Raw genomic sequence first — 26,138 nt, forward strand, 5'->3', positions numbered from 1 at the left:
GCCCGGTGTAGTTCTCCGCCGGCTCCGCCACGGCGCGCCCGGAGGCGGCGATCCGGCCGGACCGGGAGAGCTGCGGCCGGGTGTCGAACGGGCCCTGGTCCGGGGCGGTCAGCGGTGGGCGAGGAAGACCGTCTCCTCGTGCGAGCCGTCCGCCGGCCGCTGCAGCCGTACGTCGAAGCGGTACCGGCCCGGTCCGTCCGGGCGGGCGAGCAGGGTGCGCGCGCGGGCGGCGGGCAGCCGCGTCAGCAGCGGGTCGGCGGCGTGGGCGGTGGGGTGCTCGGGGAAGTAGACGCGGGTGAAGAGGTGGTCGATCAAGCCGCGGGCGAAGACGCACACGGCGAGGTACGGCGCGGCGTCCGGGCGGCCGGCGGGGGCGGTGGCGGGCAGGGTGCGTACGGCGTAGTGCCCGTCGGCGTCGGTGGGGACGCGGCCGAAGCCGGTGAAGTCCACGCCGTCGCGGCCGATGACCGCGCCGGTGGCCGGGTCGTGGCGCAGCGAGCCGGGCGCGCCGGTCAGGCTGCCGTCCGGTGCCGCCTGCCAGAACTCCAGCAGCGCGTCGGGCACCGGGGCGCCGGCTCCGTCCCGTACGCAGCCGTGCACGGTGATCGTGTCGGGGTGGCCGGCCGGCGCGATCTGCCCGCCGCCGGGGAACGGGAGCGCATGGCCGTAGAACGGGCCGATGGTCTGCGAGGGCGTCGGGGCGAGCGGCGCGGCCGGCGCTGCGCCGGGCGCAGGGTCGGGCGCGGTGCCGGTCCGGTCCGGCCGGGTGGTGGCGCGGGGCATCAGCGGCCCTCCTCGGTCCAGGTGGCGGCCGGGCCGTCCAGGACGATGTCCCAGCGGTAGCCCAGGGACCGTTCGGGGTCGGACAGTTCGTGGTCGTAGGCGGCCACCAGGCGGGCGCGGGCGGCGGGGTCGGTGACCGAGCCGAGGACCGGGTCGTACGGCAGCAGCGGATCGCCGGGGAAGTACATCTGGGTGATCAGCCGCTGGGTGAACGCCGCTCCGAAGAGGGAGAAGTGGATATGGGCCGGGCGCCAGGTGTTGTCGTGGCCGCTCAGCGGATAGGCGCCGGGCTTGACGGTGGTGAAGGCGTAGCGGCCCTCGTCGTCGGTCAGCGCGCGGCCGGTGCCGGTGAAGTTCGGGTCCAGCGGGGCGGGGTGCCGGTCGCCCCGATGGGCGTACCGGCCGGAGGCGTTGGCCTGCCAGACCTCGACGAGCTGACCGCGTACGGGGCGGCCGGCGCGGTCCAGGACGCGGCCGGTGACGGTGATGCGCTCGCCGAGGGGTTCGCCGGCGTGCTGCCGGGTGAGGTCGGCGTCGAGTGCGCCGACGTCCGTGCCGCCGAACACGGGTCCGCGCAGCTCCACGGCCTCCGGGTCGGTGCGGTGGTCGATCTCGACCAGCGGCAGGTGGGGGCGGCGGAGTTCGCCGCTGCGGTACGGGACGTGGGCGCGGGCGGGGTGCTCCGGGGTGCGGGGACCACCGAGGGGGGTGGACTGCGGGGTCGGGGCCATGTGCCGTCTCCCTGCGGTTGAGGACGGGCCTGGGCGGACGCGTACCTGGTCACTGAAGCAGGCCCGGCCGCCGGAGCGACAGGCGATACCAGGACGACCACGCTCAGCCGGCGCGCCCCTCGCCCTTGCCGTCCCCGCCCTCGTCCCCGTCCCCGCCCCCGCGCTCGTCCGCGCTCTCGTCCCCGTCGCCGTCCCGCTCCGCCGCCCGGCGTGCGATCTCCTCGCGCGCCGCGGCCGTGGCGACCGACGGCCACACCCGGTCGAGCGAGGCGTTCATCGCGGCACCGACCAGCACCGCGAAGGCGGACACGCCGATCCACAGCAGTACCGCGACCGGCGCGGCCAGCGACCCGTAGATCGTGGGGCCCTCCACGGTCGAGGTGAGGTAGAGCCGCAGCAGGAAGCTGCCGAGCACCCAGATGCCGAGTGCGACCACCGCCCCCGGAATGTCCTCCTGCCAGGGCGACCGGACCGGTACGGACAGGTGGTAGAGCGTGGTGAGGAAGGCGACGGACACCAGCAGGACGAACGGCCAGTACAGCACCCGGATGATCTGCTCGCTGGCCGGCAGCCAGCTCACCACGGTGTCGGGCCCGGCCACCATCAGCGGCAGCGCGACGGCGCCGACGACCAGCCCGCCCAGGTAGAGCGCGAACGCCAGCAGCCGGGTCCTGACGATGCCGCGCCGGCCGTCGAGCCCGTACATGATGGTGATGGTGTCGACGAAGACGTTCAGCGCCCGGGAACCGGACCACAGGGCGATGGCGAAGCCGAGGGAGATGACGTCGGGGCGGCGGCCGGTGAAGACGTCGTCCAGCAGGGGGCGGGCGATCTGGTCCACGCCCTTGCCGGACAGCACGGTGCCGGCGGCGCCGAGGATGCGTTCGCGGACGCCGTCGATCGTGTCGTGCCCGATCCAGGCCTGGGTGTAGCCGAGCACGCCGAGGAGTCCGAGGATCAGCGGCGGCAGCGACAGCAGACACCAAAACGCCGCCTCGGCCGCCAGCCCGGTGACGCGGTAGGTCATACACGAGTGGACGATGTCCTTGAGCAGCAGCCAGGCCAGCCGGCGCTTGGAGACATTGCGGTACAGCACGCGGGCCCTGGTCAGACGCCCCGCGGGCCGCTCGGTTGGTTCGTTTGCCGGCTGCACCTCCTTACCGTATCCGGCATGGCAGCCACCACTCACACGGTCACCAACCAGCCCCCGCCGCTGGTCGGCTACGACGTCTTCGGCAGCGACCCGGCCCTCACCGAGGGCGTCGCCCGGTACCTCGACGACGCCCGGCTCACGGAGGTACGGGCGGAACTGAGCCTGCTGGGCAGGGCGGCCGGCTCGGCGCACGCCCAGCGCTGGGGCGAGCAGGCCAACGCCCATCCGCCGGTCCTGCGCACCCACGACCGGTTCGGCCACCGCATCGACGAGGTGGAGTTCCACCCGGCCTGGCACCGGCTGCTCGGCCACGCCGTCTCGGCGGGCCTGACCGACGCCTGGTCCCGGCCCGACGGCCACCTTCGCCGCACCGCCGGCTTCCTGGTGTGGACCCAGGCCGAGGCCGGACACGGCTGCCCGCTGTCGATGACCCATGCGGCGGTGCCCGCGCTGCGCGCCGAGCCGGAGCTGGCGGCCGTGTGGGAGCCGCTGCTCACCTCGCACATCTACGCGCACGAGCTGCGGCCGGTCGCCGACAAGGGCGGTGCGCTGGCGGGCATGGCCATGACCGAGAAGCAGGGCGGCAGCGACGTACGCGCCAACACCACGCGCGCCGAGCCGCTGGCCGCGCCCGGCGAGTACGTGCTGACCGGGCACAAGTGGTTCTGCTCGGCGCCGATGTCGGACGCCTTCCTGGTGCTGGCGCAGGCGCCCGGCGGGCTCACCTGTTTCCTGCTGCCGCGGGTGCTGCCGGACGGCGGCCGCAACGCGTTTCGCATCCAGCGGCTCAAGGACAAGCTCGGCAACCGCTCGAACGCCTCGGCGGAGGTCGAGTTCGACGGGCGGAGCTGGGCGCGCCGGGTCGGGGAGGAGGGGCGCGGGGTGGCGACGATCATCGAGATGGTCGCGGCGACCCGGCTGGACTGTGTGACCGCCGCGGCCGCGGTGATGCGGCAGGCGGTGGCGCAGGCGCTGCACCACACGGCGTACCGGGAGGCGTTCGGCGGCCGGCTGATCGACAAGCCGCTGATGCGCAACGTGCTGGCCGACCTGGCGCTGGAGTCGGAGGCGGCGACCACGCTCGCGCTGCGGCTGGCGGCCGCGTACGACGGCGGCGGCGAGCAGGACCGGCACCTGCTGCGGCTCGCGGTCCCGGCGGCGAAGTACTGGGTGACCAAGCGGTGCACGCCGGTGGTCGCGGAGGCGCTGGAGTGCCTGGGCGGCAACGGCTACGTCGAGGAGTCGGGGCTGCCCCGGCTGTTGCGCGAGGCCCCGCTGAACTCGATCTGGGAGGGCTCCGGCAACGTCCAGGCGCTGGACGTGCTGCGGGCCCTGCGGCACGACCCCGAGCCGCTGCACGCCTTCCTGACCGAGATCGGCACCGCGCGGGGCGCGGACCACCGGCTGGACCGGGCGATCAGGGGGCTGCTCACCGAACTCGCCGACCTGGAGGGCATCGAGGCCCGGGCCCGGCGTCTGGTGGAGCGGATGGCGCTGGTGCTGCAGGGCTCGCTACTGGTGCGGTACGCACCGCCCGAGGTCGCGGACGCGTTCTGCGCCTCCCGTCTGGGCGGCGACGCGGGCGCGGCGTTCGGGACGCTGCCGCACACGCTGGATCTGGCGGCGGTCGTGGCGCGGGCGCGGCCGGTCCTGGACGACGCGCCCTGAGCGGCGCCGGCCCCGTAAGGCGTCGGCGCGGCGGCGGTTCCCCGTCACCTCCGGGCCGTTGCCTCGCGGGGGGACGGGGACAGGGGGTTACCGCCGCCGCGCCCGTCGGGGAGCGGTGCCGCGCCGACTCGGCACCGCTCCCGGTCTCAAAGGCCCGCTAGGGCGGGTCCGTCGGGTCGTCGGGCGGGTCCACGGCGGTGCGCCCGCGCAGCGCCGCGTCGACGGCCATGATGATCTCGCCGTCGGGTGTGCCCGGCGGGAAGGACGCCAGCACCCCGCGCGCCTCGTAGTACCGCAGGACCCGGCAGGCCTCCCCCGTGCCGTCGCACTCGGCTTCGTGCAGCACCACGACGAGGTCGGCGAAGGCCAGCGCGGGCAGCAGACCGCCGACACCGGCCACCCGGTCGAGCAGTTGCGGGGCGCCGTCGATGACATAGCCCTCGGCGGGCGGCGGCTGACGCCTGATCAGGACGTCGACCGCGGGCAGCCGGGGGACCCGGTAGTGACCGGCCAGCCGGGCGGCGCGCGCGATCCGCACCCCCTCGCTCGCTCCGATCACCACGACGCGCGGAGCAGCGGCCACCATGGTGAGCCCCCCTCGCACCGTGCCGACGTCGCGCCGCGGCCGATGGATCCCGACGTCACCGGCGGGTCCTCCGACGGGTGACCGGCGAACCTCGCGGTGGCGGGAAGCCATCGGCCGCTGTGATCAGCGTCCTGTTTACGCGTCATAGGCCACAACGGTTGCAGTGCGTTGCAGTGCGCACCGGCGGATCTGGACAATGGCGCCTCCCGGAGGGCCTGGTGACGGCACGATGGGCACCGACCGGTGGACCGCACAACGGAGAACAGCGTGAGCGACAGACCGATCCACAGCGCCATCTGGTCGGCCCGGGACATCCGCTCGACCGCCCGCCGCCTCGCCACCGTGCACGAGGCCGCGCTCGCGGGCGAGGCGTCATCGGGCGCACCGCCAAAGTCGCCCCGCGCGGTCATCGGCGAGTCCTGGCGCCGGGTGCTGGGCTCCGGCGTGGACCCCGACCGCGATCCGCCTCAACTCCTGCTGTCCGTCGCAGAGTTGGAGCACCGTCGGCAGAAGTCGCAGCTGGCGACGGTGCTGCCGGTGCTCAACGAGGGACTGCTGGCGACGGCCGACGCGGCTCAGCAGATCATGGTCGTCACCGACGCCGAGGGCCGGGTGCTGTGGCGGGAGGGCAGCTCTCCGGTCCGGCGGATGGCCGACCGGCTGGGCTTCGACAAGGGCGCCGACTGGACGGAGGGCGTCGTCGGCACCAACGCCATCGGCACCGCGCTGGTGGCCCGCCGCCCGGTACTGGTGCACTCCGCCGAGCACTTCGTGCGCAGCCACCACCAGTGGACCTGTGCCGCAGCACCGCTGCACGACCCGCGCGACGGGCGCCTGCTGGGCACCGTGGACATCAGCGGACCGGCGCACAGCTTCCACCCCACGACGCTGTCCCTGGTGTCCACGGTCGCCCGGCTCGCGGAGGGCGAGCTGCGCACCCGCCACCACACGTCCCTGGAGCGGCTGCGGTCGAGTGCGGCGCCGGTGCTGGCGCGGCTCGGCGGGCGGGCACTGGCCGTCGACCCCAACGGCTGGGTCGTCGGCGTGACGGGCCTGACGCCGCCGGATCGCGTGGCGCTGCCCAAGGCGCCCGAGGCCGGGCCGCTGTGGCTGCCGCGCTACGGCATGTGCGCCCTGGAGCCGCTGCCCGGCGGCTGGCTGATCCGGGTCGGGCGACCGGAGCCGGAGGCCGGGCCGAGCCGGGTGGTACTGGACGTCAGCGGACGCGACGGCGCCACGGTCACGGTCAGCGGGCCGGCCGGCAGCTGGTCGCACGCGCTGACCCCGCGCCATGCCGAGCTGCTGTTCGCCCTCGCCGCGCATCCGCCGGGGCGCAGCGCCGCCGAGCTGGCCGAGGACCTGTTCGGCGACGGGAGCCGTACGGTCACGGTGCGCGCCGAGCTGTCCCGCCTGCGCCGCCATCTCGGGGGCGTGCTGGCGCACCGGCCGTACCGCTTCGCCGACGGTGTGGAGGTGGAGCTGCTGCTGCCGCCGCGGCCCGTCGAGCTGCTGCCGCAGTCGACGGCGCCGGCGGTGGTGGCGGCGCGGCGGGGGTGAGGGGACCTGCGTCCGGCGGCCGGGGCCACGGCGGGCCTCGAGCGCGGCGGGCCGCCGCCACCCGTTCGGCGGGCTGCGCTCGCCGCCGCTCCGGCGGCGCCCTAGCGTGCCGACCGGGGCCGCGCACTTCCCGGCGTGCGGCCGCGGGAGGTGAGCGATGGGCCCGGCAGGCTCGCCGAGGACACCGGAAGCGGCCCAGGGGCGGCCGGCGGCCGGGCGGCGGCCCCGGTGGGGCGCGCTGGTGCTGGCCGGTCTCGTCGGGTTCGGCATGCTGCGCCACGGCCTGTCCGGCGAGGCGGACGGACCGCCGCAGCCGGACGCCGCGCTCTCCCTGTTCGCCGGTGGTCCGCCGCCCGGCGGCCCCGCCCCGCCCGCACTGCCCCGTTCCGCGCCCTCGCTGGTGGCGATCCCGTCGATCGGGGTGTTCGCCCCGGTGCTGCCGCTGGGCCTGGACGAGGACGGCTGGATCGAGGCGCCGCCGGCGTCGGACGTCCATCTGGCGGGCTGGTACAAGGCAGCGGCGTCTCCCGGGGAACGCGGCACCGCCGTCCTCGTCGGCCATGTCGACAGTGCGAGCGGACCGGCGGTCTTCTACTCGCTGGGCGCCCTGGAGAAGGGCAGGACGATCCGGGTGACCCGCGAGGACGGGCGGATCGCGGACTTCGAGGTCTACGGCGTCCGGGTCTTCGACAAGCGCCGCTTCCCCGCCCGGAAGGTCTACGGCGACACCGGGCGGCCCGAGCTGCGCGTGCTGACCTGCGGTGGGGCGTACTCCGCGGGCTCGGGCTACACGGGCAACGTGGTGGTCTTCGCCAGGATGGTGAAGACCGGGTAGCGGCGCCGGGCGGGCGGCGGAGCGCACCACCGCGCCGTCCACACGGTGAGCCGATGTCTCACCATCCGGATGGTGCGCCGCCGCGCGACGCGACGGTGCCCCGTCCCGGCGCCCGGACCGGATCCGGCCGCCGCGGGCCGGTGTGATGTGCTGGCCGCATGAGCCTCTCGGTCACCACCTGGTACCTCGAACAGACCGCACGCGCCGACCTGTGCCCCGCACAGGAGCCGCCGGCCGAGCAAGGCGTCCGCATCGTCCGGTCCGAGCGGCCGTCGCCCGAATTCAGCCGGTTCCTCTATACGGCGGTCGGCGGGGACGTCGCCTGGACCGACCGGCTGGGGTGGCCGTACGCGCGGTGGGCGGAGTACCTGGGGCGGCCGGGCGTGGAGACCTGGGTGGCGTACGAGCGCGGGACGCCCGCCGGGTTCATCGAGCTGGAGGCGGCCCGGGACGGATCCGTGGAGATCGTCTACTTCGGGCTCGTGCCGGCCTTCCGCGGGCGCCGGATCGGCGGACACCTGCTGGCGTACGGGATCGAGCGGGCCTGGGACCTGGCCGAACGGTGGCCCGGACAGGCCCCGACGAAGCGGGTGTGGCTGCACACCTGCTCCCTGGACGGCGCGCACGCGATGGCGAACTACCAGCGGCGGGGGTTCCGGCTGTACGACACCACCGTGACCGAGGAACCCGACGCGCCGGCCCCGGGACCCTGGCCGGGCGCGGGACCGCTCATCGCGCCCCACGCCCCCGCCGGGGAGTGATCGACACCACACTGTCCCGCCATGCGAGACGTCGATGTCCATATCCTGGATAACGGTGGACTGGCCGGAGAGCGGCGTGCCACGCTTCCGTCATGTCTCGAGCTGGAATTGCCTTGGTGAGTCGGCGGCACGTCGACCTCGGCCGCATGTCCAGCGCCATTTGTCGGACGGGCTGAGGCTGTACCCACCTGGGGCGATCGGCCCCGGACAGCACCCAGCACCACCGAACACCCCGCCGTCCCCATCGTCGCGGACGCGCTGAGACCCCACGATCCGCAGACCCACCTCCGACGCGTCACCACGCGCCGCACTTCGGTGTGTCCGCGCAGGTCACCGTGGGCGCCCGGCGCCGGTCCCGATCCCTTGAGCCTGCCCAGAAGGACGTACGCCCATGGCCGCCACCCCAGATGCCCCCCAGCCTTCGGCCGGGGGTGCCCGCACCGCAGCCACGACCCGCCGCAAGGCCGGACGCCACCGCGGCGAGGGCCAGTGGGCCGTGGGCCACTTCACGCCCCTGAACGGCAACGAGCAGTTCAAGAAGGACGACGACGGTCTCAATGTGCGGACACGCATTGAGACGATCTACTCCAAGGCCGGATTCGACTCGATCGACCCCAACGACCTGCGCGGCCGGATGCGCTGGTGGGGCCTGTACACCCAGCGCAAGCCCGGGATCGACGGCGGCAAGACCGCGATCCTGGAGCCCGAGGAGCTGGACGACAAGTACTTCATGCTGCGGGTCCGCGTCGACGGCGGACGGCTGACCGTGGCGCAGCTGCGCGCCATCGGCGAGGTCTCCGAGCAGTACGCCCGCGGCACCGCGGACATCACCGACCGGCAGAACATCCAGCTGCACTGGATCCGCATCGAGGACGTCCCTGCCATCTGGGAGAAGCTGGAGGCCGTCGGGCTCTCCACGACCGAGGCGTGCGGTGACTGCCCGCGAGTGATCATCGGTTCCCCGGTCGCCGGCATCGCGGCGGACGAGATCATCGACGGCACCCCGGCCGTCGACGAGATCCACGAGCGCTACATCGGCAGCAAGGAGTTCTCCAACCTGCCGCGCAAGTTCAAGACCGCGATCTCCGGCTCGCCGGTCCAGGACGTGGTCCACGAGATCAACGACGTCGCCTTCGTCGGCGTCGTCCACCCCGAGCACGGCCCCGGCTTCGACCTCTGGGTCGGCGGCGGCCTGTCCACCAACCCCAAGCTCGCCCAGCGCCTGGGCACCTGGGTGCCGCTGGACGAGGTCGCGGACGTCTGGGCCGGTGTCGTCGGGATCTTCCGGGACTACGGCTACCGCCGGCTGCGCACCCGCGCCCGGCTGAAGTTCCTGATGGCCGACTGGGGTCCGGAGAAGTTCCGCCAGGTGCTGGAGGACGAGTACCTCCAGCGCAAGCTGGTCGACGGCCCGGCACCCGAGCAGCCGCTCTCCAAGTGGCGCGACCACATCGGTGTGCACCAGCAGCAGGACGGCCGCTTCTACGTGGGCTTCGCCCCGCGCGTCGGCCGGGTCGACGGCACCACCCTCACCAAGATCGCCGAACTCGCCGCCGGGCACGGCTCCGACCGGCTGCGCACCACCGTCGAGCAGAAGATGATCATCCTCGACGTCGAGCAGGACCAGGTCGACGCGCTGGTCGCCGAGTTGGAGGCGCTGGACTTCCAGGTCAACCCCTCGCCGTTCCGGCGCGGCACAATGGCCTGCACCGGTATCGAGTTCTGCAAGCTCGCCATCGTCGAGACCAAGGGCCGGGGCTCCCAGCTCATCGACGAACTGGAGCGCCGGATGCCGGACTTCCAGGAGCCCGTCACCATCAACCTCAACGGCTGCCCGAACGCCTGCGCCCGCATCCAGGTCGCGGACATCGGCCTCAAGGGGCAGCTGGTCCTGGACGACGACGGCAACCAGGTCGAGGGCTACCAGGTGCACCTGGGCGGCGCGTTGGGCCTGGAGCCCGGCTTCGGCCGCAAGGTGCGCGGCCTGAAGGTCACCGCCGACGAGCTCCCCGACTACGTCGAGCGGGTGCTGCGCAACTTCGAGGCACAGCGCGAGGAGGGCGAGCGGTTCGCCACCTGGGCGGCGCGCGCCGAAGAGGGTGCGTTGAAGTGAGCGCGCGTCCGAGCGCGCCCCGGCTGAGCGGGAGGCACGGTGAGTGAGCGCGCCGCGCCGTTCTTCTGCCCGTACTGCGGGGACGAGGACCTGCGTCCCTCCGAAGAGGGCCACGGTACGTGGGAATGCCGGTCCTGCAGCCGCGCGTTCCGGCTGAAGTTCCTGGGCCTGCTGGCCCAGGGAGCCACCGGCCAGTCCCCTTCCGCTTCCGACGGAGGTACGTCGTGACCACCGCTACCGACCTTCAGCAGCTCGCCGAACAGGCGGGCCGCGACCTGGAGGACGCGCCCGCCCTGGAGATCCTCAAGTGGGCCGCCGAGACCTTCGGTCCGCGCTTCTGCGTGACCTCCTCGATGGAGGACGCGGTCGTCGCGCACCTGGCCTCGCGGGCCTTCCCGGGCGTGGACGTGGTCTTCCTGGACACCGGCTACCACTTCCCCGAGACCATCGGGACCCGGGACGCGGTCGCCGAGGTGATGGACGTCAACGTCATCACCCTGACGCCGCGGCAGACGGTGGCCGAGCAGGACGCCGAGTACGGCCCGAAGCTGCACGACCGCGACCCTGACCTGTGCTGCGCGCTGCGCAAGGTCAAGCCCCTCGAAGAGGGCCTGACCGGGTACGACGCCTGGGCGACGGGCCTGCGCCGGGACGAGTCGCCGACCCGGGCGAACACCCCGGTCGTCGGCTGGGACCCCAAGCGGCAGAAGGTGAAGGTCTCGCCGATCGCCCGCTGGACGCAGGCCGACGTGGACGCCTACGTGGCCGAGCACGGCGTGCTCACCAACCCGCTGCTGATGGACGGCTACGCCTCCGTCGGCTGCGCGCCCTGCACCCGTCGGGTGCTGGCGGGCGAGGACGCCAGGGCCGGCCGCTGGGCCGGGAGCAACAAGACCGAGTGCGGGCTGCACTGATGACGACGCATCAGGAGATATCCATGACGGGCGCCACGATCTGGCTGACCGGACTGCCGAGCGCGGGCAAGACGACCATCGCGCGCGAGCTGGCCGACCGGCTGCGCGGCGAGGGCCACCGCGTCGAGGTGCTCGACGGCGACGAGATCCGCGAGTTCCTCTCCGCGGGCCTCGGTTTCACCCGCGAGGACCGGCACACCAACGTCCAGCGCATCGGCTTCGTGGCCGAGCTGCTGGCGAGCAACGGCGTCAAAGCGCTGGTGCCGGTGATCGCGCCGTACGCGGACAGCCGCGAGGCGGTGCGGGGGCGCCACCAGAACGAGGGCACCGCGTATCTGGAGGTGCATGTGGCCACGCCCGTGGAGGTGTGCTCCGAGCGGGATGTGAAGGGGCTGTACGCCAAGCAGGCGGCCGGCGAGATCTCCGGTCTGACCGGCGTGGACGACCCCTACGAGCAGCCCGAATCGCCCGATCTGCGCATCGAGTCGCACACCCAGACCGTGCAGGAGTCCGCGGCGGCGCTGCATGCGCTGCTGACCGAAAGGGGACTGGCGTGACCACCGCGACCGTTCGTACCGAGACCGGCGGCGAGCCCGGAGGCGACAACCCGTACGCGCTGTCGCACCTGGACGCCCTGGAGTCCGAGGCGGTGCACATCTTCCGCGAGGTGGCGGGCGAGTTCGAGCGGCCGGTGATCCTCTTCTCCGGCGGCAAGGACTCCATCGTCATGCTGCACCTGGCGCTCAAGGCGTTCGCGCCCGCCGCGATCCCCTTCTCGCTGCTGCACGTCGACACCGGGCACAACTTCCCCGAGGTCCTCGACTACCGCGACCGCACCGTGGAGCGGCACGGCCTGCGGCTGCACGTCGCCTCCGTACAGGACTTCATCGACCGCGGCGAGCTGCGCGAGCGCCCCGACGGCACCCGCAACCCGCTGCAGACCGTCCCGCTGCTGGACGCCATCGACAGCAACCGCTTCGACGCGGTCTTCGGCGGCGGCCGCCGGGACGAGGAGAAGGCACGCGCCAAGGAGCGGGTCTTCTCGCTGCGCGACGAGTTCGGCGGCTGGGACCCGCGCCGGCAGCGCCCCGAGCTGTGGCAGCTCTACAACGGCCGCCACTCGCCCGGCGAGCACGTCCGGGTCTTCCCGCTGTCCAACTGGACCGAGCTGGACGTGTGGCAGTACATCGCCCGCGAGAAGATCGAACTGCCCGCCATCTACTACGCCCACCAGCGCGAGGTGTTCGCCCGCAGCGGCATGTGGCTGGCGCCCGGCGAGTGGGGCGGCCCCAAGGACGGCGAGAGCCTGGAGGTCCGGCAGGTGCGCTACCGCACCGTCGGCGACATGTCCTGCACCGGTGCCGTCGACTCCGACGCCGACACCATCGAGGCCGTGATCGCGGAGATCGCCGCGTCCCGGCTCACCGAGCGGGGCGCGACGAGGGCGGACGACAAGATGTCCGAGGCCGCCATGGAGGACCGTAAGCGCGAGGGGTACTTCTAACCATGAGCACGATCAACACCGTGGACGCGGGTGCCACCTCACTGCTGCGCTTCGCCACCGCCGGCTCCGTCGACGACGGCAAGTCCACCCTGGTCGGACGGCTGCTGCACGACTCCAAGTCGGTGCTCGCCGACCAGCTGGAGGCCGTCGAGCGGGCCTCTCTGGGCCGCGGGCAGGAGGCGCCCGACCTGGCGCTGCTGACCGACGGGCTGCGCGCCGAGCGCGAGCAGGGCATCACCATCGACGTCGCCTACCGCTACTTCGCCACCCCGCGGCGCCGCTTCATCCTCGCCGACACCCCCGGGCATGTGCAGTACACCCGCAACATGGTCACCGGCGCCTCCACCGCCGAGCTCGCCGTGGTGCTGGTCGACGCCCGCAACGGCGTGGTCGAGCAGACCCGCCGGCACGCCGCGGTCGCCGCCCTGCTGCGCGTCCCCCATGTCGTCCTCGCGGTCAACAAGATGGACCTGGTCGACTACGCCGAGCCGGTCTTCGCCGCCATCGCCGAGGAGTTCACGACCTACGCGGCCTCGCTGGGCGTCCCGGAGATCACCGCGATCCCGATCTCGGCGCTGGCCGGCGACAACGTCGTGTCGCCGTCGGCCAACATGGACTGGTACGGCGGCCCGACCGTGCTGGAGCACCTGGAGACCGTGCCGGTCGTCGCCGACCCGTCGGACGACCCCGGCCGCTTCCCGGTCCAGTACGTGATCCGCCCGCAGACCGCCGAGCACCCCGACTACCGCGGCTACGCGGGCCAGATCGCCTCCGGCGTGCTGCGCGTCGGCGACGCCGTCACCGTGCTGCCCTCGGGCCGTACGACCACCATCGAGGCGATCGACGCGCTCGGCCAGGCCGTGGACGTCGCCTGGGCACCGCAGTCGGTGACCGTGCGCCTGAGCGACGACATCGACATCTCGCGCGGCGACCTGATCGCGCCGACCGCCGCGGCCCCGGCCGTCTCCCAGGACATCGAGGCGACGGTCTGCCATGTGGCGGACCGTCCGCTGACCGTCGGCCAGCGGGTGCTGCTCAAGCACACCACCCGTACCGTCAAGGCGATCGTCAAGAACATCCCGTCCCGGCTGACGCTGGACGATCTCTCCCAGCACCCGGCGCCCGGTGAGCTGGCCGCCAACGACATCGGGCGGGTGGTGGTCCGTACGGCCGAGCCGCTGGCCCTGGACGCCTACGCCGACTCCCGCCGCACCGGCTCGTTCCTGCTGATCGACCCGGCGGACGGCACGACGCTGACCGCGGGGATGGCGGGCACCGCCTTCGCCGAGGCGGCCGCGGACGCCGCACCGGCGACGGCGGCGGACGACGAGGGATGGGACTTCTGACCATGCCCGAGACGACCCAGGACATCTTCTCGACCTTCGCGAAGGAGGGCGGCCGCATCGGCAGCGGCGCCCTAGGGAGCGGTCAGGGCGGAGTCGGCCGATGTGTGTGCTGACGATGCACGACTCCGTACCCCCCACGCCTCCCTTCCGAAGATCCATAGCTCCGCCGGGCGCGCCTTAGTACGGGCGCGGACTGCCCCGGCCCTCCGAGAGGAACTCCTCCCGTGTCTGCCGTTCGACACCGCCTGCTGGCGGCCGCCGCCACCGTCCCGCTCCTGATCGGCGCGCTGGGCGCCTGCGGCTACGGCTCCGAGGCCAAGAAGGAAACGTCCGCCGGCGTCGCCCCCAAGGGCGCCAAGACCGACGGGCTCGATCAGGTCAAGATCGGGTACTTCGGCAACACCACGCACGCCACCCCCCTGATCGGCCTCCAGAAGGGCCTGTTCCAGAAGGAACTGGGCGGCACGGCGGTCAAGCCCGCCACCTTCAACGCGGGCCCCGCGGAGATCGAGGCGCTCAACTCGGGCGCCATCGACATCGGCTGGATCGGCCCCTCCCCCGCGATCAACGGCTTCACCAAGTCGCAGGGCAAGAGCCTGAAGATCATCTCGGGCTCGGCCTCCGGTGGTGTCTCGCTCGTCGTCGACCCCAAGAAGGTCAAGGGTCTGGACGACCTCAAGGGCAAGAAGATCGCCACCCCCCAGCTCGGCAACACCCAGGACGTGGCGCTGCTGAACTTCCTGGCCGGCAAGGGCTACAAGGTCGATGCCACCACCGGCAAGGGTGACGTCACCGTCCAGCGCACCGACAACAAGGTGACGCCGACCGCCTTCGAGCAGGGCTCCATCGACGGTGCCTGGGTGCCCGAGCCCACCGCGTCCAAGCTGGTCGCCGCGGGCGGCAAGACGATCCTGGACGAGAAGAAGCTGTGGAAGGACGGCAAGTTCGTCATCACGAACGTGATCGTCTCGCAGAAGTTCCTCAAGGAGCACCCGAAGGCCGTCGAGGCCGTGCTGCGCGCCTCGGTGAAGACCAACGCCTGGATCCGGTCGCACCCGGCGGAGGCGAAGAAGGCGCTCAACGACAAGCTGGCGGAGGTCGCCGGCAAGCCGCTGCCGAACGGCGTCCTCGACCCGGCGTTCAAGAACGTCGACATCACCGACGACCCGCTGGCCGCCACCCTTGAGCAGGAGGCCGACCACGCCGTCAAGGCGGGTCTGCTGCAGAAGCCCGACCTCAAGGGCATCTACGACCTCACGCTGCTGAACAAGGTGCTCAAGTCCGAGGGCAAGCAGCCGGTCGACGACGCCGGCCTCGGCAGCAAGTAGCCCTCACCGCACCGCACTCCCCCAGGAGGTGACACCGATGACGACCACCACGCTCACCAAGCAGCAGCCCGCCACGGCGGACACGGGCACCACCGTGCCGTACGCGGCTCGCATCGACCATGTCTCGAAGTCGTTCGGCCGCACCGGCGCACAGCAGCATGTGCTGGACGACATCAGCATCGATGTGGCACCCGGCGAGTTCGTCTGCCTCCTGGGGGCCTCGGGCTGCGGCAAGTCCACCCTGCTCAACCTCGTCGCCGGCCTCGACGCGCCGTCCGCCGGCGCCATCGAGACGCCCGGCGGCCGGCCGGCCCTGATGTTCCAGGAGCACGCGCTGTTCCCGTGGCTGACCGCGGGCCGCAACATCGAGCTGGCGCTGCGGCTGCGCGGGGTGCCGCGCGCCGAGCGCCGTGACGAGGCCGAGCGGCTGCTCGAACTCGTCCGTCTCAAGGGCGCGTACGGCAAGCGGGTGCACGAACTGTCGGGCGGTATGCGCCAGCGCGTCGCGATGGCCCGTGCGCTCGCCCAGGACAGCCAGCTGCTGCTGATGGACGAGCCGTTCGCCGCGCTGGACGCGATCACCCGCGATGTCCTGCACGACGAGCTGACCCGCATCTGGCAGGAGCAGAACGCCAGCGGCTCCGCCGGCAACCTCTCGGTGCTGTTCGTCACCCACAACGTCCGCGAGGCCGTACGGCTGGCCGAGCGGGTGGTGCTGCTGTCCTCGCGGCCGGGCCGGATCGCGCGCGAGTGGCGGGTGCACATCCCGCAGCCGCGCCGCATCGAGGACGCCGCGGTCGCCGACCTTTCCATCGAGATCACCGAACAGCTCCGTGGGGAGATCCGCCGCCATGGCCAGCACTGAGACCTCGGCCGAGTCCGCCGCCGCATCGACCGGCGACGCCCCGGCCACCGACACCACCGTCGTCCAGAAGCGCGACGCCTCCGGCGACATCGCCGGTCTGGAGGCCGGCCTCGACGCGCTGGAGTCCACGGTCGTCGCCCGGCAGCCGTGGCTGCGCACCACCGCCTCGAAGGCGCTGCCTCCGCTCGTCGCCATCGCGATCGTGCTGGGGCTGTGGCAGCTGGCCTACCACTTCGAGCTCAAGGCGCACTACCTGCTGCCAAGTCCCGTGGACGTCGCCCGCTCGCTGCAGCAGAAGTGGCTCGAGGGCACCCTGCTGAACTTCGTGTGGACCAGCGTCTCCCGCGGCGCCCTGGGCTTCCTGGCCTCGGTCGCCCTGGGTACGGTCCTCGGCCTGATCGTCGCCAAGGTCAAGGCCGTACGGGCCGCGATCGGCCCGATCCTGAGCGGTCTGCAGTCGCTGCCCTCGGTGGCCTGGGTCCCGGCGGCGATCATCTGGTTCGGGCTGAGCGACGCCACCATCTACGCGGTGGTGCTGCTGGGCGCCGTCCCGTCCATCGCCAACGGCCTGGTGGCGGGCGTCGATCAGATCTCCCCGCTGTATCTGCGGGCGGGCCGCACCATCGGTGCGACGGGCCTGGCCGGGGTGCGTCATGTGCTGCTGCCGGCCGCGCTGCCCGGCTACATCGCCGGACTCAAGCAGGGCTGGGCGTTCTCCTGGCGCTCGCTGATGGCCGCCGAACTGATCGTCAACGCGCCCGATCTGGGCACCGGTCTGGGGCAGTTGCTGGAGCAGGGACGCGAACTGCAGGACATGTCCTGGGTGCTGGGCGCGATCCTGCTGATCCTGATCGTCGGCATCGGCATCGAGCTGCTGATCTTCGCGCCGATCGAGCGGCGGGTGCTGCGCAGCCGCGGCCTGCTGGTGAAGAGCTAAGAGCCATGGACATCCGCCCCGCCTCCCCCACGCTCGTCGTCGTCGCCCACGGCAGCCGCGACCCGCGGCACGCGGCGACCGTCTCCGCGCTCTGCGCGCGGGTACGGACGCTGCGGCCGGGGCTGCGCGTCGAGGTCGGCCATCTCGACTTCAACGCGCCCCGGGTGCCGCGGGTGCTGGAGCGCCTGGCCGCCGACGGGGTACGGGATGTGGTGGCGCTGCCGCTCCTGCTCACCCGCGCGTTCCACGCCAAGGCCGACATCCCGTCGGTGCTGCGTGAGGCCGCCGCGCGGCTGCCCCTGCTGACCGTCCGCCAGGCCGAGGTGCTCGGCCCGTCCCCCCTCCTGACCGGTGCGCTGGAGCGCCGGCTGGCCGAAGCCGGGCTGCGGCCCGGCGACCGCCGCTCGACCGGGGTCGTACTGGCCTCGGCGGGCTCTTCGGACCCGGAGGCGATCGCAGTGATCGCTGAAATCGCGCGGGAGTGGCGGCGCACCGCTGGTTGGTGTGCCGTGCGACCTGCGTTCGCCTCCGCATCTCTTCCCCGCACGGCCGACGCCGTACGGGCACTGCGCGCCGAGGGCGTGCACCGGGTGGCCGTCGCCCCGTACGTCATCGCCCCCGGCTTCCTCCCGGACCGGATCGCCGCCGGTGCCCGGGAGGCCCGCGCCGACGTCCTCGCCCCCGTCCTCGGCGCCGCTCCCGAACTGGCCCGGCTGGTGCTGCGCCGCTACGACCAGTCGGTCCTGGCCGGCGTCCGCGGTGAGCTGCCGGCACTGATCGCCTGAGCGCGCCGCGCCCGGGGCGCCGGGACTTCGGCCTCCGGCCCCGGCCCCGGTACGGGGGTCGGACCGGTACCGGTGGGGGTCACTGCGCCCATTCCGGTCGCCACGTCCCGGCGTCGTGCGGGCCGGGACGCCTGGCGCCGAGGTAGTCGCGGAGCGTGCGGAGCGCGGGGTGCGGGTTGTCGCCGCGCCAGATCAGCGAGTGGGGGTAGACCGGTGTCGGGTCGTGCAGGGCGATGCGCCGCAGGTCGCAGTCGGCGGGCCAGACCAGGCGGGTCTGCTCGCCGACGAAGGTCGCCAGCACCGCCGAGCCGGCGATCGTGTCGAGCAGCGGCTCGGTGCCGAAGTCGGGGCCGGTCACCTCGATGGTGAGGCCGAACGCGGCGGCGAGGTCGTCGTAGTAGACGGCCCACTCGGTCCCGGTGACGAGGCCGGGCATCCAGATCCGGTGGCCGGCGAGCTGGGCGGGGGCGACCGAACGGGCGGCGGCGAACTGGTGGGCCGGCCCGGTGAGGAGTTGCAGGGGCTCATGAAGGACCCGGGCGGCCTCGATGCCGTCGGGGAGCTGCCGCGTGGGCTGGGTGATGGCGCGGAAGGACGCGTCGATCGTGCCGGACCGGACGGCGGCGAGGGCCGCGTCGGCGTCGAAGAGGGTCACGACGTCGAGTGCGGTGCCGGGATGCGTGCGGTGGAAGTCGCGCAGCAGCGCCGCGGGGGCCAGCTGCCGCCCGATCACGTCGACGCGCAGCGCGCGACTGCCGGGGCGCACCGAGGCGGCGGCCCGCTCCTCGGCCCGCAGGAGGTCGCGGGCGTGCGGCAGGAACGCCTGTCCGTCGATGGTGAGCCGGGCTCCGCGCGCCGTACGCGTGAACAGCCGCACCCCGAGGTCCCCCTCCAGCGCGGCGACCCGCTTGGAGACGGCCTGCTGGGTGATCGACAGGTGGGCGGCGGCCTCCTGGAACTGCCCCGCGTCCGCGACGGCGACGAAGGTGCGCACGGCATCGAGATTCACGCCGACCACCATAGGGCCGGCTCCACCTCTGCGTACAACGCATGGTTGTACTCCACCACGTACAGCGGTTGTTTGATCGGCGGGCCTGCCCCTGGCTTGGATACGTCTCGGCAACGCGAGGTTGTCCGGGTTGGGTGAGGGCGACGGCCAGGGGGCTGGGCATGGGGGCAAAGAGGTCGCTGGGGCGGAGTTTCGGGTGGCTGTGGGCGGCGTACGCGGTCAGTGCGTTCGGCACCCGGCTCGCGTTCGACGCGTTCCCCATGATCGCGATCCTGGTGCTGCACGCCGGGCCGGCACAGGTGTCGGCGCTGGCCGCCGCGGGGCTGGCGGTGGGGGCGGTGGTGGCGGTGCCGCTCGGGCCGTGGGTGGAGTTCCGCCGCAAGCGGCCGGTGATGGTGGGAATGGACCTGGCCCGGTTCGCGGCGCTGCTGAGCATCCCGGCCGCGCACGCGCTCGGCCGCCTCGGCTTCGCCCAGCTCGTGGTCGTGTCGGTCGTCGTGGCCGCGGCCGACATCGCCTTCAGGGCGGCCAGTGGGGCGTACCTGAAGTCGCTCGTACCGCAGGAGGATCTCCTCGTCGCGAACGGGCGGTTCGAGGGCACGACGTGGACCACGACCCTGCTCGGTCCGCCGCTCGGCACGACCGCGATCGGACTGCTCGGCCCCATGGCGACCGTGGTGGCCGATGCCGTGAGCTATCTGCTCTCGGCGGCCGGGATCCGCGCGATCGGCGGCAGCGAGCCACGCCCCGCGCGCACCGCCGCGCCGCGCCGCCGGGCCGGCGGCCTGCTCGAAGGATGGCGATACGTGCTCGCCCACCCGACACTGCGTCCGCTGCTGTTCAACACGGCCCTGGTCAACGCGCTGATCATGGCGACCATGCCGCTGCTCGCCGTCCTCATGCTCGGCCGCCTCGGCTTCGCCCCCTGGCAGTACGGCCTCGCCTTCGCGGTGCCCTGCGTCGGCGGCCTGATCGGCGCCCGGCTGGCCCGCCGGCTCGTCGCGCGGTTCGGGCAGCGCACGGTGATGCTGACCTCTGGGACGCTGCGCGCCTGCTGGTCGCTCGGCTTGGCCTTCGTCGGCCCCGGGGCCGCCGGGATGGCGCTCGTCATGGCCGTCGAACTCGGGCTGATCACCTGCTCGAGCGTGTTCAACACGGTGTACGCCACCTATCGGCTGGAGCGCACCGCGACGGACCAGGTCGCCCGCACCCTGTCCGCGTGGTCGGTCACCGGCAAGGCCGCCACCGCGGCCCTGACCGGGCTGTGGGGCCTGCTGGCCGGCCTCACCGGCCCCCGCACCGCGATCGCCCTCGCCGGTCTCCTCCTCCTGGTCACGCCGTTCCTCCTCCCCCGCCGCGACACCGCACCACGGCACGAAGGGGAACCGGCACCGGTCCCGACCTGACCTCGGCCCGCGGACCCGACAGCACGTGCGGCAGCAGATACCGGTTGCCGCACGCGCTCTTGCGTATGAGGAGCCGGCCACCGCGCTCCACCACGAACCCTTGTGTTCCTTTCTGTTCTACACAACACTCTCAATGCACAGAAACGCGCACCGCTGAACATGTTCGCACCTTGGACGACGACCGATCGAGTCGAGGAGAGCAGAGATGACGCAGTTCAGCCGACGTGGATTCGTGAGCGCGGCCATGGTGGGCGCCGCGTCGGTGGGTGTCGCCCTGGGCAGCGGCCGTACCACCCTCGCCCAGGCCGAGAGCCCGCGGGGACTGACCGTCCGCGGCACCGAATTCCTGTTGGACGGGGAGCCGTTCCGGATCCTCTCGGGCGCCTTCCACTACTTCAGAACGCATCCCAAGGACTGGCGGGACCGGTTGCTGCGGATGCGCGCCATGGGCCTGAACACGGTGGAGACCTACGTCGCCTGGAACTTCCACCAACCGTACGAGAGGAAGCCCGACTTCACCGGATGGCGCGACGTCGCCGCCTTCGTCCGGACCGCGGACGAGGCCGGGCTGAAGGTGATCGTGCGACCGGGGCCGTACATCTGCGCGGAGTGGGACTTCGGCGGTCTGCCCGCCTGGCTACTGAAGGACAAGGACGCGCCGCTGCGCCGCTCCGACCCCGCCTACGAACGAGCCGTCGACACCTGGTTCGCCGAACTGCTCCCCCGCTTCGTCGATCTGCAGGCCACCCGCGGCGGGCCCGTCATCGCCCTGCAGGTCGAGAACGAGTACGGCAGCTACGACGACGACCACGCACACCTGGAGCATCTGCGGGACACCATGCGGGCGCAGGGCATCGACAGCCTGCTGTTCTGCTCCAACGGAGCCACCCAGGAGGCGCTCGAGGCCGGCAGCCTTCCCGACCTGCTGTCCACCGTCAACTTCGCCGGGGACCCCACCGGGCCCTTCGCGGAGCTGCGCAGGTTCCAGCCGGGCAAGCCCCTGTTCTGCACGGAGTTCTGGGACGGCTGGTTCGACCACTGGGGAGAGCGGCACCACACCACCGACCCGGCGCGGACCGCCGGCGACGTACGAAAGATCCTCGAAGCAGGAGGGTCGATCAACTTCTATATGGCGGTGGGCGGAACGAACTTCGGCTGGTCCGCCGGGGCCAATCTGCACGGCAGCGCCTACCAGCCCACCGTCACCAGCTACGACTACGACTCCCCGATCAGCGAATCCGGCGAACTCACCGAGAAGTTCCACAAGGTGCGCGAGGTGCTCGCCGAATACACCACGCTGCCGCACACGCCCCTGCCGGCCACACCGCGCCGGATGCCGGCCCAGAAGGTCACCGTCCGCGAGTCCGTACCGCTGATGCAGGCCCTCGACGTACTGAGCGGCGCCCCCGTACGCCGTGCCGCCCCCGTCCACATGGAGGCCCTCGGGCAAGCGCACGGACTGATCCACTACCGCACCCGGGTGCGCGGGCCGCAGGGCACCAGGCGCCTGCGGATCACGGGACTCGGCGACCGTGCGCTGGTGTACGGCGACGGCCGGCGCATCGGCACCTTCGACCGCAACCAGCCGGCCCACACCGTCGACTTCACCGCTTCCGGTGCCGCCAGCACCCTCGATCTGCTGGTCGACCCCACCGGGCGGGTCAACTTCGGCCAGGGCCTGAACGACCCCAAGGGCATCAGCGGACAGGTCCTCCTCGACGACGAAGAACTGCGCGACTGGGAGATCCGCCGACTGCCCCTGGACGATCTCTCACCGCTGAAGTTCGGCAGCGGAAGCACCCCGACCGGCCCCGCGTTCCACCGGGCCCGGGTCCATGTCGAGACCCCCGCCGACGGCTTCCTCGCCTTTCCCGGCTGGGACAAGGGCATGGTCTGGCTCAACGGATTCGCACTCGGCCGGTACTGGTCCCTGGGACCGCAGGTCACCCTCTACGCACCAAGCCATCTGTGGCGGCGAGGCCGGAACGAACTCGTCGTGCTGGAGATGGAGCGGACGGGCGACGGGATCGAAGTACGGTCGACGCCCGATATCGGCTGAGGAAGCACACGAGCCCGTCAGCGACGAGAGGCGGGGCGCTGGGGCGCGGCGATGCGTACCCGCCTCTCGTCGGGTGCGTTCTCGATGTCGTCGAGCTGCGCGATGATCGTGCTGCGCAGCTCGTCGTAGTCCTCGAAGTGGAAGTCGTGGAACAACGTGTGGCCCGTCCACATCAGGTTGGCGCACACCTGCGCCGGCACCCGGCCCGTATGGGCGCCCATGCCGACCAGCACCACCGACTCGATGCTTCCCGGCGCCTGCCTGTTCTGCCGGTGGATCGCCTGGAACGCGGCGGCGCATGCGAGGGCCACATTCAGGGTCTCGCTCACGTCTTGGTGAGAGGCTTCCATCGTCGGCGTCGAGATCAGGAACTTCGGGTTGACCGCCCCGGACCGCACACACACCGCGCTGCCCACCGGGAGCCTTCCGCCGAACTGGTCGCGGATCGCCCGCTGCACCCGCAGTTGGATGCCCGCCCCGATGTGCCGCTTGATGACCGCGTCGACCCCGCCGTCCATCCGGCCCCGGGAGTTGGTCGGACTGACCCACGCATCGACCTCCTCATCGAGGATCGAGCCCTCGCGGATCTCGATCCCGGGGGTGTCGGCGAACGCCGCCCGCCAGGCCTCCACCACCTGCGTGTTGATGTCGGTCAGCACGACCCTGAGCGGCGACTGAACGCGGTTGACGGTCATCATGCACTCCCCCTGAGAGACGGTCCTTCCACCGCTCACGACGCTACCCTGCGCCACTGACAACGCCGCTGCCGGCGAAGGTTCGTGACCTCTCGTCACGATTGCCAGCGCACGGACCCGGTGTTAGCCTGCCGCCAGACTTCTGCCGGTCAGGCCTTGGATTCCCACACCTTCGACGAGAGTCGACGCCTGCCCACATGCATGGCTTTTGAGGTTTTCCAGCATCACATCCAGCGCGCTGCGCCGAAATCGACTACCTCATCGCACCACGCCTCCATTCCACCGCGCCCCATCATGCCCTGAAACACGTTTCGACAATGCGGAGTTCCTCCACAATGAGCGATGCCCACACGCCTGCCACGCCCGACCCGAATGACCCGCTGGCCCTCGCCGAACTGTTCAAGGACGGCGGTGAGCCGTGGCTTCCCCTGCTGAAGCCGGTCATCGAGGCACAGCCGGACGCGGCCGCGTTCATGGGCTCGGACCGCGGACCGGAAGTCGTCCCCGTCCGTGAATTGACCTTCCAGGCGCTCAAGCCCAATCCGCCGCACAAATGGAAGGTCGTCGTCTTCGGCCAGAATCCGTACCCGCGGCCGGAAAGCGCCACGGGTATCGCCATGTTCGACAACACCTTCCACGACTGGAAAGACAGCCAGTTCGGCAGGGTCGTCAGTATCCGCTGCATCATCAAGGCCGCGGCGATGTGGAAGTACGGCATACCCAAAAAGACCCCGATCGCCGATGTTCGCGCGCTGTTGAAGGAGCAGGACGCCGTCCAACCACCGGAGTGGTTCCAGGCGATGCTCACGCAGGGTGTCCTGCTGTTGAACGCGGCACTCACCGCCAGCAGTGACGGGGCGACGGGGCCCGACCGGCACACCGCGTTCTGGCGTCCGGTCGCCGAGCGGATCGTCGAAGAGATCCTCAGGGCCAAACAGCGCGCCGACGAGGAGGACCGCGGTGTCGTCTTCGCATGGTGGGGAGCCCACGCGCGCAATCTCAAGAAGGTCGTCCTCCGGCTCCAGGAGAAGTACCCCGAGGTCGAGGTCCGGCATATCGACCACCCCAATCCCGCGGCGCAGGGCGACATCTTCTGTGAAGGCGACCATTTCGGAACGGTGAACGCGGCCCTCGCGTCGCTGGGCGCCGATGAGATCGACTGGCTGCCCAGCACAGGGTGGAACGAGCTCGCGGCGGAGGCCGACGGGACCAACGGCGACCTCGCCGCACGCATGGGCGCCTTCATCGCCTCCACCATGGAGCTTCATCAGCTCTACCTCGACCGCCTCGCCGGCGTCAAAGACGAGGGGCTCGTCCTCCCCGCGATCACCGGTGTGTTCGACACCCCGCTCATGGACTTCCGCGACGCCGTCGGCCCGGTGGCCAAGCTGCTGTCCGGGCTCGATCGACACGTCGAGCTGTCCCATGAATTCGGCAAGAGGCGGGCGGACGAGCTGGCCGACAGCCTGTCCGCCGACGCGATCGCCGCCCTTTACCTCTATACCTGCGAGTCCGCGTTCTACCGGGAGATCAACGCCATCCTCCGCTCTCCGGACCGGACCAGGATCATTCCCTACCTCCCCTATCTGCGGCTGCTGTTCTCGGCGATGTCACGGCTGCCCGCCCGTACGGAGTCGTTGTGGCGCGGGGTGTCGCTGGACCTGCGTGCGCAGTACCCACTCGGACGGACCGTGACCTGGTGGGGCGTGTCCTCCTGCACGTCCAAGCTCAGCGTGGCCCGGGCCTTTCTCGGCAACCGCGGCAAGCGGACGCTCTTCGAGGTCCTCCCCGTCCGGGCCGTGGGAATCCACAGATTCTCCGCGTTCACCGACGAGGAGGAGTTCATCCTCTCGCCCGGCACGCAGCTCAAGGTGACGAACGTGCATGCCGAGCGCGGCGGCTTGTGCACCGTGAAGCTGACGGAATTGGCCGAGCAGACCCTCGTGTCCTGAGCAGGCAGGCGCCGCCCCGGCGGCTTGCCTGATGACCTTTCGTACTCACCCCGCTCCCGCCATCGCCGTCCGTCCGGCCGGAGTGTCGGCCCGCCCCTTCTCGTACACCGTCAGACCCCGCGCCAGATGGAGCGGCACCAGGAGAAGTTCCACGACGAGGGCCTTCCAGGCATAGACGAGGTTGACGGCCTTGGTGGCGTAGACGCAGGGGAGGTTCAACAGGACGCCGGTCAACGGGAGTTTGCGGCGGTGGGCGGCGTAGATCAGGGGCGGGGTGGTGAGGAGGAGTTCGGCTCCGGCCCACCAGGTGACGGTCAGCGGGAGCGGCTGACCGGTGGTGGCGGCGGCCAGGAAGGGCGTTGCCCACCACAGGGGGGCGGTGACGATCTCGAAGAGGGCGAGGAGCACCCAGAGCGCCAGGAGGGGCTTTCTCAGGATCAGGCGGCCCAGGTGGAGACGGACGTTCTGGCAGAAGCCGGCCATCCAGCGCCATACCTGTTTGCGGAGGTAGGTGAGGTCTTCCGGGTCGGCGGCGAGGGCGACCGCGTCGGGGACGTAGACCGCGCGTCTGCCGGCGAGTTGCTGGGACCAGGTGTAGTCCATGTCCTCGACGATGGTGCGCTCGGGGAAGCCGCCGAAGGACATGAGGTCGTCGCGGCGGAAGACGGAGCAGCAGCCGGAGCAGACCATGGGGCTGTTGGCGCGGGCCTGGATGGGGCGGTGCCAGTGGAAGCCGAAGAGGTATTCGGTGGAGCGTCCGCGCTCCCAGATCGTGCGGGTGTGACGGGTGCGGACCATGCCCGCGGCGACGGAGACGGTCGGGTCGTCGAAGACGGGGACGACGGTCTCGATGTAGTCCGGGGCGAGGACGGTGTCCGCGTCGACGGCCAGGACCAGGTCGGTGGTGCAGTGCGGAAGGGCGTAGTTCTGGGCTTTGGCCTTGCTGCCGAGGTTGCGCGGCGGGCGGAGCACCGTCACGCCGTGTGATGAGGCGACCTCGCCCGTGCGGTCCGTGGAGGCGTCGTCCACGACCAGGATCCGGTCAGGCCGGAGCGTTTGGCACGCGAGCGACTCCAGCGTGGCCGGTAACCCCTCCTCCTCGTTGTGAGCAGGGACGATGACGGTGATGGTGTGCATGACGAGCTCCCCCC

25 protein-coding genes are annotated in these 26,138 nt (G+C 72.0%); 18 read left to right on the forward strand and 7 right to left on the reverse strand.

All coding sequences use genetic code 11. From position 1 onward, the window contains the following. Positions 1-108: 108 nt before the first annotated feature. The 3 genes from pcaG to AC0680_RS21710 all read right to left on the reverse strand — a co-directional run bounded on the left by pcaG (position 109) and on the right by AC0680_RS21710 (position 2,667). Positions 109-783, reverse strand: a complete 675-nt coding sequence (gene pcaG, locus AC0680_RS21700; protein ID WP_478631137.1) for a protocatechuate 3,4-dioxygenase subunit alpha — start codon at positions 781-783, stop codon at positions 109-111. Continuing rightward, positions 783-1,514, reverse strand: coding sequence for a protocatechuate 3,4-dioxygenase subunit beta (pcaH, locus tag AC0680_RS21705; RefSeq protein ID WP_478631139.1), 732 nt, complete (start codon positions 1,512-1,514; stop codon positions 783-785). The genes pcaG and pcaH overlap by 1 nt, the downstream gene beginning before the upstream one ends. A 103-nt stretch (positions 1,515-1,617) precedes the next feature. Continuing rightward, positions 1,618-2,667 carry a YihY/virulence factor BrkB family protein gene (locus AC0680_RS21710; protein ID WP_478631142.1) on the reverse strand — a complete coding sequence of 350 codons (1,050 nt, stop codon included), beginning with the start codon at positions 2,665-2,667 and terminating at the stop codon, positions 1,618-1,620. Positions 2,668-2,685: 18 nt separating this feature from the next. On the opposite strand from AC0680_RS21710, the gene AC0680_RS21715 reads away from it, so the two are divergent. Continuing rightward, complete coding sequence (locus AC0680_RS21715) at positions 2,686-4,335, forward strand: acyl-CoA dehydrogenase family protein (protein WP_478631145.1); 1,650 nt, start codon at positions 2,686-2,688, stop codon at positions 4,333-4,335. 157 nt (positions 4,336-4,492) lie between these two features. On the opposite strand, the gene AC0680_RS21720 is transcribed toward AC0680_RS21715, so the two are convergent. Next, on the reverse strand, positions 4,493-4,921 hold the full coding sequence (locus tag AC0680_RS21720; RefSeq protein ID WP_478631147.1) for a hypothetical protein: 429 nt from the start codon (positions 4,919-4,921) through the stop codon (positions 4,493-4,495). Between the two features lie 267 nt (positions 4,922-5,188). Between AC0680_RS21720 and AC0680_RS21725 the strand changes: the two genes are divergently transcribed. The 14 genes from AC0680_RS21725 (at position 5,189) to AC0680_RS21790 (ending at position 17,866) form a co-directional block, all read left to right on the forward strand. After that, complete coding sequence (locus AC0680_RS21725) at positions 5,189-6,478, forward strand: helix-turn-helix domain-containing protein (protein WP_478631149.1); 1,290 nt, start codon at positions 5,189-5,191, stop codon at positions 6,476-6,478. A gap of 157 nt (positions 6,479-6,635) precedes the next feature. Further along, on the forward strand, positions 6,636-7,313 hold the full coding sequence (locus AC0680_RS21730) for a class F sortase (protein ID WP_478631151.1): 678 nt from the start codon (positions 6,636-6,638) through the stop codon (positions 7,311-7,313). Positions 7,314-7,471: 158 nt separating this feature from the next. After that, the gene (locus tag AC0680_RS21735; protein ID WP_478631153.1) at positions 7,472-8,074 is read left to right on the forward strand and encodes a GNAT family N-acetyltransferase; all 603 of its coding nucleotides are present in this window, start codon (positions 7,472-7,474) and stop codon (positions 8,072-8,074) included. 92 nt (positions 8,075-8,166) lie between these two features. Then, complete coding sequence (locus tag AC0680_RS21740; protein WP_352300790.1) at positions 8,167-8,250, forward strand: putative leader peptide; 84 nt, start codon at positions 8,167-8,169, stop codon at positions 8,248-8,250. A 215-nt stretch (positions 8,251-8,465) separates the two neighbouring features. Continuing rightward, a complete protein-coding gene (locus AC0680_RS21745; RefSeq protein ID WP_478631154.1) occupies positions 8,466-10,187 on the forward strand; it encodes a nitrite/sulfite reductase in 1,722 nt (573 codons plus the stop codon). 39 nt (positions 10,188-10,226) lie between these two features. Continuing rightward, positions 10,227-10,415 carry a hypothetical protein gene (locus AC0680_RS21750; RefSeq protein ID WP_478631155.1) on the forward strand — a complete coding sequence of 63 codons (189 nt, stop codon included), beginning with the start codon at positions 10,227-10,229 and terminating at the stop codon, positions 10,413-10,415. Further along, positions 10,412-11,101: a phosphoadenylyl-sulfate reductase gene (locus tag AC0680_RS21755; RefSeq protein ID WP_384439913.1), complete on the forward strand. Its 690-nt coding sequence runs from the start codon at positions 10,412-10,414 to the stop codon at positions 11,099-11,101. Before AC0680_RS21750 ends, AC0680_RS21755 begins: the two co-directional genes overlap by 4 nt. Positions 11,102-11,124: 23 nt before the next feature. After that, complete coding sequence (cysC, locus tag AC0680_RS21760) at positions 11,125-11,658, forward strand: adenylyl-sulfate kinase (protein ID WP_384486513.1); 534 nt, start codon at positions 11,125-11,127, stop codon at positions 11,656-11,658. Beyond that, positions 11,655-12,605: a sulfate adenylyltransferase subunit CysD gene (gene cysD / locus AC0680_RS21765; RefSeq protein ID WP_478631159.1), complete on the forward strand. Its 951-nt coding sequence runs from the start codon at positions 11,655-11,657 to the stop codon at positions 12,603-12,605. Before cysC ends, cysD begins: the two co-directional genes overlap by 4 nt. 2 nt (positions 12,606-12,607) lie before the next feature. Then, complete coding sequence (locus AC0680_RS21770) at positions 12,608-13,951, forward strand: sulfate adenylyltransferase subunit 1 (protein ID WP_478631160.1); 1,344 nt, start codon at positions 12,608-12,610, stop codon at positions 13,949-13,951. Positions 13,952-14,175: 224 nt separating this feature from the next. Continuing rightward, positions 14,176-15,279 (forward strand): aliphatic sulfonate ABC transporter substrate-binding protein, encoded by a 1,104-nt coding sequence (locus AC0680_RS21775; RefSeq protein WP_478631163.1) that lies wholly within the window; start codon positions 14,176-14,178, stop codon positions 15,277-15,279. 37 nt (positions 15,280-15,316) lie between these two features. Continuing rightward, positions 15,317-16,144, forward strand: a complete 828-nt coding sequence (locus AC0680_RS21780; protein WP_478631165.1) for an ABC transporter ATP-binding protein — start codon at positions 15,317-15,319, stop codon at positions 16,142-16,144. After that, a complete protein-coding gene (locus AC0680_RS21785) occupies positions 16,131-17,081 on the forward strand; it encodes an ABC transporter permease (RefSeq protein WP_478631167.1) in 951 nt (316 codons plus the stop codon). Before AC0680_RS21780 ends, AC0680_RS21785 begins: the two co-directional genes overlap by 14 nt. A 5-nt stretch (positions 17,082-17,086) precedes the next feature. Next, complete coding sequence (locus AC0680_RS21790) at positions 17,087-17,866, forward strand: sirohydrochlorin chelatase (RefSeq protein WP_478631169.1); 780 nt, start codon at positions 17,087-17,089, stop codon at positions 17,864-17,866. A 79-nt stretch (positions 17,867-17,945) separates the two neighbouring features. On the opposite strand, the gene AC0680_RS21795 is transcribed toward AC0680_RS21790, so the two are convergent. Next, on the reverse strand, positions 17,946-18,875 hold the full coding sequence (locus AC0680_RS21795; protein WP_478631171.1) for a LysR family transcriptional regulator: 930 nt from the start codon (positions 18,873-18,875) through the stop codon (positions 17,946-17,948). A gap of 161 nt (positions 18,876-19,036) precedes the next feature. On the opposite strand from AC0680_RS21795, the gene AC0680_RS21800 reads away from it, so the two are divergent. Together AC0680_RS21800 and AC0680_RS21805 are read left to right on the forward strand one after the other, a co-directional pair. Then, positions 19,037-20,281: an MFS transporter gene (locus AC0680_RS21800; protein ID WP_478631173.1), complete on the forward strand. Its 1,245-nt coding sequence runs from the start codon at positions 19,037-19,039 to the stop codon at positions 20,279-20,281. A gap of 205 nt (positions 20,282-20,486) precedes the next feature. Beyond that, positions 20,487-22,340 carry a glycoside hydrolase family 35 protein gene (locus tag AC0680_RS21805; RefSeq protein ID WP_478631174.1) on the forward strand — a complete coding sequence of 618 codons (1,854 nt, stop codon included), beginning with the start codon at positions 20,487-20,489 and terminating at the stop codon, positions 22,338-22,340. A gap of 17 nt (positions 22,341-22,357) precedes the next feature. On the opposite strand, the gene AC0680_RS21810 is transcribed toward AC0680_RS21805, so the two are convergent. After that, on the reverse strand, positions 22,358-23,035 hold the full coding sequence (locus AC0680_RS21810; protein WP_478631177.1) for a macro domain-containing protein: 678 nt from the start codon (positions 23,033-23,035) through the stop codon (positions 22,358-22,360). Between the two features lie 335 nt (positions 23,036-23,370). Between AC0680_RS21810 and AC0680_RS21815 the strand changes: the two genes are divergently transcribed. Continuing rightward, positions 23,371-24,987, forward strand: a complete 1,617-nt coding sequence (locus AC0680_RS21815) for an ADP-ribosyltransferase domain-containing protein (protein WP_478631179.1) — start codon at positions 23,371-23,373, stop codon at positions 24,985-24,987. A gap of 45 nt (positions 24,988-25,032) precedes the next feature. Here AC0680_RS21815 and AC0680_RS21820 read toward each other — a convergent pair whose 3' ends face one another. After that, complete coding sequence (locus AC0680_RS21820) at positions 25,033-26,124, reverse strand: glycosyltransferase family 2 protein (protein WP_478631181.1); 1,092 nt, start codon at positions 26,122-26,124, stop codon at positions 25,033-25,035. Positions 26,125-26,138: the final 14 nt, after the last annotated feature.

Source organism: Streptomyces sp. NPDC043738, assembly GCF_056436545.1.